This is a genomic window from Zobellia laminariae (genome assembly GCF_030553095.1).
Taxonomy (GTDB): Bacteria; Bacteroidota; Bacteroidia; order Flavobacteriales; family Flavobacteriaceae; genus Zobellia; species Zobellia laminariae.
In genome coordinates this window covers 740,415-755,423 of the sequence record NZ_CP130738.1, presented here as the reverse complement: position 1 = coordinate 755,423, position 15,009 = coordinate 740,415, and the positions used below count along the sequence as shown (strand labels likewise).

At 36.6% G+C, this 15,009-nt stretch carries 9 protein-coding genes and 5 pseudogenes; 4 read left to right on the top strand and 10 right to left on the bottom strand.

Annotation, left to right across the window (positions count from 1 at the left end):
- Nucleotides 1–124 precede the first annotated feature (124 nt).
- Both Q5W13_RS03690 and rpsO read right to left on the bottom strand, forming a co-directional pair.
- Nucleotides 125–2,356, bottom strand: a pseudogene (locus Q5W13_RS03690) (polyribonucleotide nucleotidyltransferase).
- Between the two features lie 194 nt (nt 2,357–2,550).
- On the bottom strand, nt 2,551–2,820 hold the full coding sequence (rpsO, locus tag Q5W13_RS03685) for a 30S ribosomal protein S15 (protein ID WP_155597621.1): 270 nt from the start codon (nt 2,818–2,820) through the stop codon (nt 2,551–2,553).
- A gap of 249 nt (nt 2,821–3,069) precedes the next feature.
- Here rpsO and Q5W13_RS03680 point away from each other — a divergent pair, with 249 nt between their 5' ends.
- Nucleotides 3,070–3,990 (top strand): DUF302 domain-containing protein, encoded by a 921-nt coding sequence (locus Q5W13_RS03680; RefSeq protein WP_304445403.1) that lies wholly within the window; start codon nt 3,070–3,072, stop codon nt 3,988–3,990.
- Nucleotides 3,991–4,178: 188 nt separating this feature from the next.
- Here the strand turns inward: Q5W13_RS03680 and Q5W13_RS03675 are convergent, their stop codons facing one another.
- From Q5W13_RS03675 to Q5W13_RS24575, 6 genes and pseudogenes are all read right to left on the bottom strand, one after another.
- Nucleotides 4,179–4,664, bottom strand: coding sequence for a hypothetical protein (locus tag Q5W13_RS03675; RefSeq protein ID WP_304445402.1), 486 nt, complete (start codon nt 4,662–4,664; stop codon nt 4,179–4,181).
- Nucleotides 4,661–5,537: pseudogene (gene accD, locus Q5W13_RS03670) on the bottom strand (acetyl-CoA carboxylase, carboxyltransferase subunit beta). The gene Q5W13_RS03675 and the pseudogene accD overlap by 4 nt, the downstream one beginning before the upstream one ends.
- 36 nt (nt 5,538–5,573) lie before the next feature.
- A pseudogene (fbaA, locus tag Q5W13_RS03665) lies at nt 5,574–6,643 on the bottom strand (class II fructose-bisphosphate aldolase).
- A 206-nt stretch (nt 6,644–6,849) separates the two neighbouring features.
- On the bottom strand, nt 6,850–7,248 hold the full coding sequence (locus Q5W13_RS24580) for a BamA/TamA family outer membrane protein (RefSeq protein WP_368662421.1): 399 nt from the start codon (nt 7,246–7,248) through the stop codon (nt 6,850–6,852).
- Nucleotides 7,187–9,178, bottom strand: a complete 1,992-nt coding sequence (gene tamL / locus Q5W13_RS03660) for a translocation and assembly module lipoprotein TamL (protein ID WP_368662420.1) — start codon at nt 9,176–9,178, stop codon at nt 7,187–7,189. The genes Q5W13_RS24580 and tamL overlap by 62 nt, the downstream gene beginning before the upstream one ends.
- Nucleotides 9,117–9,464: a hypothetical protein gene (locus Q5W13_RS24575; protein ID WP_368662419.1), complete on the bottom strand. Its 348-nt coding sequence runs from the start codon at nt 9,462–9,464 to the stop codon at nt 9,117–9,119. Before Q5W13_RS24575 ends, tamL begins: the two co-directional genes overlap by 62 nt.
- 184 nt (nt 9,465–9,648) lie before the next feature.
- Here Q5W13_RS24575 and Q5W13_RS03655 point away from each other — a divergent pair, with 184 nt between their 5' ends.
- A complete protein-coding gene (locus tag Q5W13_RS03655) occupies nt 9,649–10,371 on the top strand; it encodes a TrmH family RNA methyltransferase (RefSeq protein WP_304445401.1) in 723 nt (240 codons plus the stop codon).
- A 6-nt stretch (nt 10,372–10,377) separates the two neighbouring features.
- Here the strand turns inward: Q5W13_RS03655 and porT are convergent, their stop codons facing one another.
- Entirely contained in the window at nt 10,378–11,085 is a 708-nt protein-coding gene (gene porT / locus Q5W13_RS03650) for a type IX secretion/gliding motility protein PorT/SprT (RefSeq protein ID WP_304445400.1), read from the bottom strand.
- 79 nt (nt 11,086–11,164) lie between these two features.
- Nucleotides 11,165–11,895: pseudogene (gene ubiE / locus Q5W13_RS03645) on the bottom strand (bifunctional demethylmenaquinone methyltransferase/2-methoxy-6-polyprenyl-1,4-benzoquinol methylase UbiE).
- 215 nt (nt 11,896–12,110) lie between these two features.
- On the opposite strand from ubiE, the pseudogene trkA reads away from it, so the two are divergent.
- Nucleotides 12,111–13,461 (top strand): annotated as a pseudogene (gene trkA / locus Q5W13_RS03640) (Trk system potassium transporter TrkA).
- Nucleotides 13,461–14,951, top strand: coding sequence for a TrkH family potassium uptake protein (locus Q5W13_RS03635; RefSeq protein ID WP_155597611.1), 1,491 nt, complete (start codon nt 13,461–13,463; stop codon nt 14,949–14,951). The pseudogene trkA and the gene Q5W13_RS03635 overlap by 1 nt, the downstream one beginning before the upstream one ends.
- Nucleotides 14,952–15,009 lie beyond the last annotated feature (58 nt).

The following is a 15,009-nucleotide window of genomic DNA, read 5'->3' as shown; positions in this document are numbered from 1 at the left end:
TATACGCAAAAAAGCCAGAAATGTTACAAAGCGACGTAAAAAACTTCACTTTTTAGATGAGTCGCACAAAAAAGCCTCAACTTAACAAGTTGAGGCTTAAAATATGTGTTAAAATTTAGAGGTCTTAGTCTCTAGGTTTACGATCACGGTTATCTCTGCTACCGCCTCGTCTGTCATCTCTACCACGGCCACGATCTTTATCATTACGTGGTGGTCTTTCTACAAAACCTTCTGGTTTAGGTAATAAAGCTTTTCTAGAAACTTTTTCTTTACGAGTTCTAGGATCAGTACCTAAATACTTCACATCAAAAACATCTCCCATGTTTACAACATCGGTAACATTTTCAGTTCTTTCCCATGCTAATTCTGATACGTGTAACAATACTTCGTTGCCAGAGCATCTTGGTATTCTACAACAGCACCAAAATCTAACATTTTAATGACTTTAACTTCGTAAGCACTTCCTACTTCAGGTTTGAATAGAATAGAATCTATTTTTGCCATAACAGCATCAATACCTTTACTACCTACACCTAAAATTTCTACGATACCTTCTTCAGTAACTGGATCTTCGTTAATAACGATAGTAGTCTCAGTTTCCTTTTGCATCTCTTGAATCACTTTACCACCTATGGTCCAATTAAAGCACCAATAAATTCATTAGGAACTCTACGCGTAACCATTGTAGGTGCGTGTTCTTTGACTTCAGCATTTGGTGTAGCAATCGTATCAGTAAGTTTACTTAAGATATGTAAACGACCTTCACGAGCTTGTTTTAAAGCATTCACAAGAATTTCGTAAGACAATCCTTTTACTTTAATATCCATTTGGCAAGCCGTAATACCATCTGCAGTACCAGTAACTTTAAAATCCATATCTCCTAAGTGATCTTCATCACCTAAAATATCGGATAATACAGCATATTTTCCAGATTTTGCATCAGAAATTAATCCCATTGCAATACCGGAAACTGGCTTTTTCATTTGCACACCAGCATCCATCATAGCCATTGTACCGGCACAAACTGTTGCCATAGAAGAAGAACCGTTAGATTCTAGTACTTCAGATACAACACGAACAGTATAAGGACAATCCGCAGGAATCATTCCTTTTAATGCACGTTGCGCCAAGTTACCATGCCCAACTTCTCTACGAGATGTTCCGCGAATTGGTCTAGCTTCACCTGTACAAAAAGGAGGGAAGTTATAATGTAAATAGAAGTTCTCTTCGCCTTCATAAGATGGCATATCTATTTTGTTAGCATCTCTAGAAGTTCCTAAAGTAACTGTAGCTAATGCTTGAGTTTCTCCACGAGTAAAGATTGCAGAACCGTGTGTTGATGGTAAATAATCAACCTCACACCAAATTGGTCTAATTTCGTCAGTTTTTCTACCGTCTAAACGTAAACCTTCGTTCAAGGTTAAATCTCTAACAGCTGCTTTTTCTGCTTGTCTGTAGTATCCGCCAACAAGATGTCCAAATTCTTCCATCTCTTCCTCTGTAAAAGAAGCCTTAACTTCTTCTTTTACTTCAGCAAATGCATTACTACGTTCTGCTTTAGAAGTTCCCTTCTTAGCAATAGCATAACATTTATCGTAAGCTAAATCGTGGATTCTTTTTTCTAAATCTTCGTTAACTTCCGCAGTTTCATATTCACGAACTTCTTTTTTGCCAAAAGCTTCTGCTAAACGCAATTGCGCAGCAATTTGTACTTTAATAGCTTCGTGAGCAAACTTGATAGCGTCAGCCATTTCCTCTTCGGAAATCTCATCCATTTCACCTTCAACCATCATTACAGAATCAGCTGAAGCTCCAATCATCATTTCAAGATCAGATTCAGCTAATTGAGCACGTGTAGGGTTAATTACAAATTCGCCATTAACACGACCAACTCTAGCTTCGGAGATAGCACATTCAAAAGGGAAATCAGATAATTGAATAGCAGCACTCGCCGCTAAACCAGCCATAGCTTCAGGCATAACATCATCATCATGAGACATTAACTGAATCATAACTTGTGTTTCTGCTTGATAATCTTTTGGGAAAAGAGGACGTAATACACGATCCACTAAACGCATAGTCAATACTTCACCATCACTTGGTCTTGCTTCTCTTTTGAAGAAACCACCTATGGGTAACGTCCTGCCGCAGCAAATTTTTCTCTGTAATCTACTGTTAATGGTAGAAAACCAAGATTTTTTTGTTCGTAGTTGGAAACTACTGTACACAGTAGCATACATTTTCCAGATGTAACAACAACAGAGCCATGAGCTTGTTTTGCTAATTTTCCAGTTTCGATAGTAATTTCTCTACCATCACCAAGGTCTATGACCTCTTTAAATACTTTTGGAATCATAAAATTGATTTGTATCCGCTAACGGGCGGACTGTTAAACAATGGTCGTCTGGTTGTTGAGGCCAGAAGGTTGTGTTGTTGTATGTGCTGATAGCACTTGACCAATGAAAAACTGTGTGCAGCTTTTAGTTTTGCCTTAAAACAATAAGGGCTTTATATAAAATAGGGGCTGAAAATTTTCAGCCCCTATGAATATTACTTTCTAATACCCAACTCTACAATAAGTTCACGATATTTAACAATATCATTCTTTATCATATAATCAAGTAAGCTTCTTCTTTTACCTACCAACTTTACTAGAGAACGCTCTGTGTTAAAGTCTTTGTGATTTTTCTTCAAGTGACCAGTCAAATGATTGATACGGTGTGTGAACAATGCAATCTGACCTTCAGTAGAACCAGTGTTCTCTGCTTTTCCGCCGTATTTCTTAAAGATTTCGGCTTTTACTTCCTTCGTTAAATACATTCCAATATTATTTTAAATGATTTTTATGTATATGATTGATTTTCAATCAAGCGGCAAAGATACAATTAATGCGCTAAAAACAAATGATTTGAGGAATAAAATACACTAAGAGCTTTTAACGATTAACAAAATTTGGCGCTATATAAAAAACTGATTAAGGGTACCATGCGTATATCCTATAAGTATTAACTACAATCTTAAATAGATAACACAGAACACTAATTTAAGATTGCCCTAAATTAATGAATTATGAATTTGAAATTTTTAACAGTACTTTTTTTGACATTTGCTTTTGTTGCTTGTGACGAAGATGAAACAACGGAGCCAGAGACTATAGATACTAATCCAAATGTGGTAGGTATGAATTACGTAAAAAGCACGCAATCTTTTGATGATACCTATGCTGTGTTGAAGGCAAGTTTGGATGCTAACGAAAATATTAAAATTGTTGCCGAAGTAGATCATGCTGCTAATGCAGCTTCTGTTGGTTTGGAGTTGAATCCTACTAAAATAATTTTCTTTGGTAATCCTAATTTAGGTACACCGTTGATGCAAGTGAATCAACAAGCTGGTTTAGATTTGCCACAGCGTATTTTGGTTTATCAAAATGATAGTGAAGAGGTTTTTGTGGGATATAATTCTACAGTGTATTTAGCTAACCGCCATACGCTTGGTGATGTAGCTACCCTACCAACAATTGCAACGGCATTAAAAAATTTAAGTGAAAATACGGCCGTAGCAGATGTAACTGAACAACCTAGTGACGTAATTACTGATTATAATGAAACTACGGTTTTAAGTGATCAAACATTTGATGCTACTTATGCCGATATAATAAGTGTAATTGATGGCAACGAAAACCTCACAATTGTAGCTGAGCTAGATCATCAAGCTAATGCTGCTAATGTTGGATTAGAATTGCTTCCTACTAAAGTGATTATTTTTGGTAATCCAAATTTGGGTACAATGTTGATGCAAAAGAGCCAAACTTCAGCTCTTGATTTACCGCAGAAAATATTGGTGTATGAAAATGCTGACGGAGAGGTTAAAATAGCTTTTAATAATCCTGAATTATTTGTATCACGACATGGTGTTATAAATAGTGATGCAACGTTGGAGACTGTTTTGGCAGCCTTGCAGGGTCTTGCTGATAATGCTTCAGAGGAGTAGATAAAAACCTATTAAAAATGTCAATTAAGCTTCGCTAGAAATAGTGAGGCTTTTTTTTGATAGAATTTTTTGGAGGGGTTACTTCTTGTGAAAATAATATTGTTAGTAAGAAGTGTTTCTTTTTAAAATCTCAATAGCGATTTTTTTTCGCAGTTTGACGTTAAAAAAATCAATACGTATTTTAAAATTTAAAAAGCACACCCTGTTGGAAGTGGTTCTGCTTTTTCTAACTCCTTGGCAAATTCTACATCTAATTCAGTTGTCATAAAACCATTTTCTACCGAACCTTTTTGAACCTCAGAGGCATATCCTAGTGAGTTTATATGTACACGAATGTACACTTGGGTATTTTTTTCTATTGGAATGTTTGTTCCCGAACGAGAGAAAGGTTGTTCATCTACGTGGCTATGGGTAAGTATTCTTCGGTAAATGAGATTTCCTTTTAAATCAACTACCTCCCACCAATCTGCATATTGGTCGCAACCTGTATCTGGACTTTGAACAGTGGTGTCAAAGGTATATGAATTCTCTTTTCCTGAAATGGTAACTCCAATTACTCCTGCCGTATCAGATAAAAAGCTTGCCGCGTCAGATTCTGCGGCAAGCATTTTTTCTTTATCAGTTGAACAACATAAAAACCAAAATGAAATTAGTGTAATAACTAACGGTTTCATGCCGAAGCCTTTTCAGTCCTTACTGGAATGTTCTGAATTAAATCAATATAAAGGTTGATCTTCTTTTTTAAGTCTCTTCTGTGTGAGATGAAATCTAGAAAACCATGTTCCATTACGAATTCTGCCGTTTGGAAGCCATCAGGAAGTTCTTTTCCTGTAGCCTCTTTTACAACTCTTGGTCCCGCGAAACCTATTAATGCACCAAGGTTCTGATATATTAATATCTCCTAGCATGGCATAAGATGCTGTAGTACCTCCTGTAGTAGGATCAGTACAAAGTGATATATACGGAAGTTTAGCTTCTGCCAATTGAGCTAGTTTAGCCGATGTTTTAGCTAATTGCATTAGAGACAGGGCAGCTTCCATCATGCGCGCACCACCAGATTTAGATATCATTACAAATGGAACTTTTCTCTTTATGGCATAATCTATGGCGCGTGCAATTTTTTCTCCCACAACGCTACCCATTGATCCTCCAATGAAATTAAAATCCATACATGCTATAACAACATCTTTATCCAAAGATTTTCCAAAACCGGTTCTTACGGCATCATTAAGTCCTGTTTTCTTCTGGGCGGCCTTTAAGCGGTCAGAATATTTTTTGGTATCCTCGAACTTTAAAGGGTCTTTTGAGGTCAACTTAGCATCCAGTTCCCTGAATTTGTTGTTGTCAAAAAGTATTTCAAAATACTCTTTACTGCCTACACGAACGTGATAATCGTCTTCAGGACTTACGTAATAGTTTTTTGCAAGTACTTCTGATTCAACAATTTTTCCCGTTGGAGATTTGTACCACAACCCTTTTGGGGTGTCTTTCTTCTCTTCGGTAGCCGTTTGTATTCCCTTTTCTTTTCTTCTAAACCAAGCCGTCATATCTTCCATATTAGTTTTAGGGATGTTTAGTACCTATTATAAGGTATTAACATTGTTTAAATCTTCGAAAGCTTTCTTCAAACGCTCTACAAAAGTATTTTCTCCTGCACGTAACCAAACTCTTGGGTCGTAGAACTTCTTGTTAGGTTCATCAGCACCTTTTGGGTTACCAATTTGAGATTGAAGATAGTCTTTGTTGTCTTGAACATAGTCACGAACACCAGCTAAAAATGCGTACTGTAAATCAGTGTCAATGTTCATTTTGATAACTCCGTAGCTAATACCTTCTCTGATTTCTTCAACTGTAGAACCTGAACCTCCGTGAAAAACAAAATCGATATGATTGTGCTCTACATTGTATTTTTTAGAAATATATTCTTGAGAGTTTTTTAAGATTTTTGGAGTCAACTTTACGTTACCTGGCTTATATACACCGTGAACATTACCAAAAGCAGCTGCAATTGTAAATCTTGGGCTTACTTTAGAAAGTTCTTCATAAGCGTAAGCTACTTCTTCTGGTTGGGTGTATAATTTAGAATCATCTACATCAGAGTTGTCAACGCCATCTTCTTCACCACCTGTAATACCAAGTTCGATCTCTAACGTCATGTTCATTTTGCTCATGCGCTCCAAGTAACCTTTACAGATCTCGATGTTTTCCTCAAGAGGCTCTTCCGAAAGATCGATCATATGTGAGCTGTAAAGAGGTTTTCCAGTCTCGGCGAAATGCTTTTCACTAGCATCTAACAGTCCGTCTATCCAAGGCAATAATTTTTTAGCACAATGATCTGTATGAAGAATAACCGTAGCACCATAAGCTTCTGCTAATTGGTGTACATGTTTTGCACCGGCTACAGCACCAAGAACAGCTGCTTTTTGACCATCGTTAGATAGACCTTTACCAGCGTTAAACTGAGCACCGCCATTAGAAAATTGAATGATTACAGGAGCATTTAAACTTGCTGCTGTTTCTAGGACACCATTAATTGTGTCAGAACCAATAACGTTTACTGCTGGAAGAGCGAACCCCTTTTCTTTAGCATAGTTAAAGATTGCTTGTACTTCGTCACCTGTTGCGACACCTATGGTTTTATACTGTGAGCCATAATGTTCTTGTCTAAATTATATGTGTAAAATCAATAGGACAAATGTAATAAAATAAATAGGTCTAAAAAGATTGGTTTTTATAAGTTTATCAAGTTTGTGGCTTAATATTGTTATAAAATGGGTGTTTTGTAGGCTTATCTCATGTAGAATTTATGAATGTTTGGGTTTCTAGTCCCTAATAAGCGTGAAGCCATCAGCCATTGCATTAAAAAGGGTAGTTAATACCAATTTGTAACACGGAATTAGCAAAATTATAGTCTCTGAACCACCTTTTTGAGATTTCTTCAGCGGGATTATAAGTTTTAAAACCTAAATCTGCACGTAATACAAAATAGGTAAAATCGTATCGGAGTCCAAATCCAGTACCTAGAGCAATGTCTTCAAGTGATTTTAGGTTTGTAAAAGTAGCTTCTGGATCTTCTACGTTATCAAAAACGTTCCAAATGTTACCTGCATCGGCAAAAAGAGCACCCTTAAGGTTTCCTATAACGGGAAAACGATATTCTAGGTTAAGGCTTATTTTTAGGTTTGCTTCATTAAAGTCATTTATAGCATCCGTACGTCCATGGTCCAAGTGAGTATGGAGACCAAGCTCTAATGTCATTTGCACCACCTGCAAAATAACTACGAACAAACGGAATGTTATCTGAGTTTCCATAAGGAATAGCAATACCAAAAAAGCTTCTAAATGCTAAAACGTTAGTTCTTGATGTAGCCCAGTACTTGACATAATCAAATTCTGTTTTTATATATTGACTAAAAGGAACGCTAAAGACTAATTTATCTTCATCCGTATTTGTGTTAAAGGGAATTACTTTTGAAAGTAGCGATAGAGCATTACCTGCACTTTCTACTTTAAATCTAAACTGAAAAAAAGTGTTATCAGTAATTCCTTCACGATTGTTTAGGTTGAATGTGTAGTTACTTGCGAAAATTAGGTTGTCTTCCGTTAGACGTTGTCTTCTCTCCTCAATACGGCTTACGGTTTGGTATTCATCGGTAGTACTTGGTACCGTTCTATTAAGAATAGCTTCCGTAAAATCAGTAGTGCCTGTCGGAATACGAAGACTAGGGTCTTCTGAATCCTCTGTAGTTTCAAAATAACTAGTTAACTCAGGATATAATACTGTATCATTATAGCTGTCAAAATTATCCGCAACATCATCTAACTGACTGAATGAGTTTCCATAAACATTAAAAAACCGATCGGGGTTAACATTTCTGACAAACTGAATGTTCAGCAATTCAACATCATGTTTTATAAAATCTGAAGGAACCCAGTTATAACCCAAAACGGTATTGAAAGCCTGCTTGTCCAAACCTATATTTTTTTGGAAACTTGTACCAATTGAAATACGGGTTCTAGGTAGGGTATAGCTAGGTATAATTTTATTGGTATTAATAAAAGGTAACCATATTCTAGGGATATCTAAGGTAAGGTCCGCACCAAATTCTTGAATATTAAAAAACCGGTTATCTATTATACTTGGATCATTGGATGAGCCAATGCTTAGTCTACCGGATAAATTTAAATTTTCAGCTCCACCAAAAAGATTTCTTGCCTGTAATGAGGGGCTTAGAGCTAATCCAAATTGTTGAATATTGGATCGGGTAACTTCAAATGATGTTCCTAGAGAATATTTTGGCCTTGCTGCTAAATAGATATTGGCATCCAAAGTGGCAGAGCTGTCATTAGGGGTTGAAGTGATTGTAGGGTATTTAAAAACGCCCAAGTTCGTAATTTGTCTGTAGGTACGCGTACGATCTATATCTTTATAAATGCTGTCTTTTTCATAAAATACGGCATTGGCCAAAGTCTTAGGTTTAAACCTTAGTTTATTTCTGTAATAGATGGTGTAATCTTCGTAACGAATAAATTTCTGCTCGCTATCGTTTTCATCGTAGAGAAAATCTGTGTAAATATTGATTTTGTCAAATTTATACACCTTATATTCAGAACTAGTTACTGCGCTATCTCCTCGTCTTTTAAAATTATCTATGTTCAGCTCAATGTTCATTTTTTGATCATTGGCCAGTTTGGTGGTATCTGTAGCGATGTCGTAAGAAATAGAGCTCTCTTGAAAGTTGTAGATACCTGAGTTTCTAAAAATATTACTTAAACGTTCTCTTTCACTAGAAAATTTGGAAAGGTCAAATTGCTCTCCATCTTGAACAAATGCTTCGCTCTTATGCAGCATGTAGATAGAATCTATAGCGTTAGATGCTATTCTTTGTGATACCGAATCAATCATAAAAGGTTTGCCCAGATCTATTTTATAGGAAACAGAAGCTCTTCTTTTTTTTATTATGGTATCTATTTCATAGCTCGTGTTGTTATTAAAATAGCCTTTGCTGCCATAATAAGCACTCAGTCTTTCTAGAGTACGTTTTGTTTTTGTAGTATCTAGAGTAGATGGAGCCTCCCCAACTTTTTTAAGCCATTCGCTAAGACCGCTTACTAGAAAGGATTCTCTACAGGCGGTCAACTTGTTTTTTAGAAAGGAAGTTAATGAGTTTCCGTTCTCGTTTTTCATTGCGGTCTAACCAAGCACTGTATGAAGAATCAGGATTCTTTTTTGCTAGGTTGTAGAGGTTTAGGCGTAAGGGATAACCTAAAATTGTGGTGTTAGGTTCTTGAACGATCAGGCTTTCTATGTCTTCGCTCTTTACTTCTGCGCTATCTGCGTAGATAGTATTTTTTTTAAGCAATAATTCATCTTCGCTAACCCGTTTAAGCGTGTTACACGAGTTGATTACCAGAACTACAAATAATAGGCTTATTTTAGCAGCGGTATTAATATAGCGTAACGTTTTGCCCATAGAGATCAAAAATACATTGATTTCATTTAAACTTTTTTATTTGAAGCTGAAAATATAAGTTTTTCTAAGAGGATAAGCCATTTTGTGTAATCCCAAGAGCTTATTTTTCCAATATAAGTTGAATGATACAGGTAAAATAACATTTTTGTACGAATAAAAATTATTGATAGAAGTATAGATTGCTATGGTTTCAAAAAATCAAATCAAACTTATAAAAAGTCTACATCAAAAAAAGTACCGAAATCTTCATAATCTTTTCGTGGCAGAAGGAATAAAGGTTGTTCGGGAGCTAGTTAACTCGGATTTTAAGGTGAATACTATATTCAGTTCAGATGCGGAAATAAATTTAGGTGCTACTGATATTATAGAGCATGTTAGCGAAGCCGAGCTCAAAAAAATGAGTGCACTTACCGCACCTAATAAAATTATAGGTGTGTTTGAAATTCCAAAAACTAAAAAGCCAAATTTTGAGGGGTGGGTGGTTGTATTGGATGATATTCGTGACCCCGGAAACCTAGGTACTATAATTAGGTTGTGTGATTGGTTTGGAGTTGAACATTTGGTTTGTTCTTCCAATACGGTAGATTGTTATAATCCTAAAACACTACAAGCTACAATGGGCTCAATTTCACGAGTAAATATTGGTTATACAGATTTACAAACCTTTTTGAAGAATGCTCCGGTTACAGTTTTTGGTGCTTTTATGGAAGGTGATGTAGTATATGGCGCAACGGTACCTAAAACCGGAATATTGGTGATGGGTAATGAGGCCAATGGCATTTCGGAAGAAGTAGAAGCTTTAGTGACTCAAAAAATTAGCATTCCGCAGTTCGGGGAAAGTACAACAGAGAGCCTTAACGTGGCTACAGCTACCGCTATCCTTTTAAACGAAATTAGACGAAGCTAGATAGCTTTACTCAAAAGTAAAGTTAATGAAAAGCCCTCTGGTCTTCATGGACTCTATGTTTCCTGTCCATTGACTATTAGGGTCATTGTCTCGCACAATCTCGTCAGTCAATCCAAATACTCCACGAATAGAAGGAGTGAATTTGAAATACTCTAGATAGAAATCTATTCCAAATCCTAGCTCGTAATTGTAAGACCATTTATTCATTCTAAAAGTGCCACTACTATTGTCGTCAAGACTCTTTTCGTTACTTCCAAGATTAAGAGAAGCAGATGGGCCGGCCACTAAAAAGGGTTTAAAATTACCATAACGGCGTGTCCCTATTTTCAGCAAGATTGGAAAATTAATATAAGTAGATTTTACTTCTCTTAGGGCTTTTTTTGGATCATCAAAACCTATAAAGCCGACATTACGTGCATTATAGTAGAGTCCTGGTTCAAAGCGTAAATCCAAAAATTCATTTAGACGCAACTCTCCGATAAGACCAACGTTAAAACCGGTAGTCTGTGTAACCTGAACATCAGAGATCTGATTCCCTGAATCCTGTTTATAGTCAAACTTAAAACCGTATCTGTTAAAGCCCAAAAAATAACCGTAGTTCAGTAATTTTTTATCCTTGTTCTCAATGTTTAGAACGGGGTTTGGGTTAAATTGGGCATTGGCCGGTAGGGATAGGAATAAAATACCTCCCAAAAGCAAAAAAAATCTTTTCATTCAAAAAAATATTATCCGTTCGCTTTTTTTATTGAAAAATGTCGAACCGCTATTCTTATTAGCTTTATCGGCTGTAAAATTATTTAGTAGCAACATATATAGATGCAACCCCAAATGTTTGAGGCTTGTTCTCTACCTCTATAAACCCGATTTTCCGTAAAATATTGTTGAAGGCATTTCCATGGGGGAAAACAGATGCCGATTCGCTTAAATACGTATAAGCAGATTTGTCTTTGGAAAATAGTTTTCCAATGGCGGGCAACATATATTTAATGTAGAGGTTATAGCCTTGTTTAAAAGGTGTTTTGGTAGGAACGGAAGTTTCAAGAACTACAAAAGTACCACTTATGGAGCAAGAACTCTATATATTTCGTCAAGACCTTTCTCTAGTGTTTCAAAATTACGAACCCCAAAAGCAACGGTAATAGCATCAAAACTGTTGGCTTCAAAAGGTAAATTTTCACTATCTCCAACAACCATTTCAATCGTACTATCCAGCTTTTTGTGTGTTATTTTTTTCTTGCCAACCTCTAACATTCCAGGAGAGATATCCAGACCTACTATTTTTTTTGCTCCGGTTTCCACTAGGTTTATAGCTAAATCGCCTGTACCAGTAGCGATATCTAATATGTTTTTTGGTTGTTGCGCAGTTAAAATGGCTACGACCCGTTTACGCCATTTAATATCAATACCAAAAGAAATAACCCTATTAAGGCCATCGTAATTTTCCGATATATTATCGAACATTTGGGTAACTTGGTCTTTCTTGCCAAGCTCAGAATCTTTGTAGGGCGTAACCTTTTTAGCCATAGTGGGCAATTTTTTGGGCAAAGATACAATATCGTTTTAAGTAAACGTTTAAGCAAAGTGATGATTACATTGTAGAGGTAAAGTGCATTTTAGCTCCATTTTAAATAGTCAACCAAAATATTACGTAATTTTGCGCAGCAAAATATAAACTACAAAGTGGTTTTTACATTCATAGAGGGTTTATAAACCGCAGACCCGAACTAAGTTGCTAATACATGAAAATCATAATTGCAGGTGCTGGTGAAGTAGGTTTTCACCTAGCTAAACTGCTTTCTTACGAATCTAAGGATATTACGCTCATCGATACGAGAAAGAAGAGAGCTTGGCCTATGCCGATACTCACTTGGATATACGAGTATTGCGTGGTGACGCAACTTCTATTTCTGTACTTAGAGATGCCGATGTGCAAAATTCTAGGTTGGTTATAGGGGTGACATCTTCGGAAACGACCAATATTACTCTATGTATGTTGGCCAAACAGTTAGGTTGTAAACGAACTATTGCGAGAATATCAAATACAGAATTTATTGAGAATCAAGAGGAAATAAATTTTCCTGCACTTGGCATAGATGAATTGATATCTCCTGAAGAGTTGGCCGCGGCGGAAATTCAACTTCTGTTGAATAAGTCGGCTTTTAACGATACATACGAGTTTGACGACGGGAAACTAATTATGGTAGGGGTTTCTCTACCTGCTTCTGCTCCTTTTGTGGGTAAAATGGTAAAAGAAGCTGCAAAGGTATTTCCTGAGTTGAATTTTATGCCAATAGCCTTACAGCGCACCGGAACTCAATACACTGTGGTGCCTAGAGGTGATACCGTCTTTAAGCATGGTGATCAGGTTTACTTTATTACAACTAAAGAAGGTGTAGAGCAGTTGTATAAACTTACCGGCAAAAAGAAGGAATCTATTAGAAATGTAATGATTCTGGGGGTAGCAAAGTCGGTTTTAAAGCAGCTAGAGACCTTTGCGCAAGTAAGTTTAACGTAAAGCTTATAGAAAAGGATAAGGAAAAAGCCTTTGATTTAGCAGATGATCTTCCAAACGCATTAGTTATTAATGGTGATGGACGAAATGTTGAATTGTTGGAAGAGGAAAGTCTGGAATCTATGGATGCTTTTATAGCTGTTACAGGAAACTCTGAGACAAATATTATGTCGTGTCTTGTAGCGAAATCTAAGCATATTAAGAAAACTATTGCTTTGGTTGAGAATATGGACTATTTTCAATTATCACATTCCATAGGTATTGATACGTTGATAAATAAAAAACTACTTGCAGCGAATAATATCTTTAGACATATTCGTAAAGGTGAGGTAGTTGCATTAATGCGCTTGAACAACTTAAATGCAGAGATTCTGGAATTTATAGTTAAACCTAACTCAAGGGTAACAGGTAGCGTTATTCGTGAACTGAAATTTCCCAGAGCTGCCACCATAGGTGGGGTTATTCGTGGTGAAGAGGGTATCATTGCCTTAGGGGGCTTTGAAATAAGAGCAGGAGACCGGGTTGTGGTTTGTTGTCTGCCAGAAGCCATTCCTAAAATTGAACGACTGTTTCTTTAATGAAGTTAAATTCAAAAATAATCTTTCATATCATGGGGCTGCTGTTACTTTGTAATGGAGGCTTTATGCTATTGGCAACCTTAGTTAGTGGTATCTATAATGATGGCGCTACTCTAAGCATTGCTCTTGCGGCAATTACAACCATGTTCGTAGGTACATTTGCCATGTTTTACACACGGGGTCATAAAAAAGAAGTAAAGCGGAGGGAAGGGTATATTATTGTAACTTTTGGCTGGTTGGTAATGTCCTTTTCAGGGATGTTGCCTTATCTGTTTTCAGGATCTATACCTACAGTTACCAACGCTTTTTTTGAAACCGTATCAGGATACACTACCACAGGAGCATCTATCTTAGACGATATAGAGGTTATGCCCGAAGGCATACTTTTTTGGCGTAGTCTTACACATTGGATAGGAGGTATGGGTATTATTGTTTTGGCCATTGCCATTTTACCCTTGCTAGGTATTGGTGGTATGCAATTGTTCGCAGCCGAAGCTCCTGGTCCTAGTGCAGATAAACTTCATCCAAGAATTACGGATACGGCCAAACGTCTTTGGTTGATATATGTAGGTTATACTTTGGCGGAAACCGTGCTTTTAAAATTAGCAGGGATGAGCTTTTTTGACGCCATAAACCATTCTTTGGCAACTTTGTCTACAGGTGGTTTTTCAACCAAGAATTTAAGTGTAGCCTATTGGAATGACCAACCGTTAATACAGTATATTATTATCTTGTTTATGTTTCTTGCCGGAAGCAATTTTGTGCTTAGTTATTTTGCTTTTAAGGGTAAGGTGCAACGGGTGCTTCAGGACGAAGAGTTTAGATACTACACTGGTTTTGTTGTGATATTTACTATTGTTGCGGCATTGGTAGTTTATTTAAAAGCGGAAGTTCCTATTAGCGATTACCACCCAATGGTATTTGGTAGCGGGGAAAGTGCTTTTAGACATACCTTGTTTCAGGTGATTTCAGTAATAACTACTACAGGTTTTGTTTCTGCAGATTTTACAAGTTGGACGCCTTTTATGACTGTTTTCTTCTTCGGGTTAATGTTTTTAGGAGGGTCGGCTGGTTCTACTTCGGGTGGTATTAAAGTAATGCGCCATGTTCTTATTATTAAAAATGGACTATTGGAGTTTAAACGAACCTTGCATCCAAATGCAATCATTCCCGTACGGTATAATAATAAGACCGTAAAAGAGCAAATTGTCTATAATATCATTGCTTTTTTTGTGCTTTATATGCTGTTGTTTATAATAGGAGCTATGGTACTTGGGGCAATGGGTATCGATTTTGTAACCGCAATAGGTGGTTCAGCTTCTTCTTTGGGTAATGTAGGTCCAGCGTTTGGAGGACTTTATCCTCTAAGTAATTTTAACGGCCTACCTGACGCTGCAAAATGGTGGTGTGGCTTTCTTATGCTAGCAGGTAGATTGGAGCTCTTCACTGTGCTTATTCTGCTTACTCCATATTTCTGGAAACGTACTTAGATTAGGTTTCGTTTTACTTATAAACAAGTAGTTTAATATTAGGCTAGAGTAACTTCTG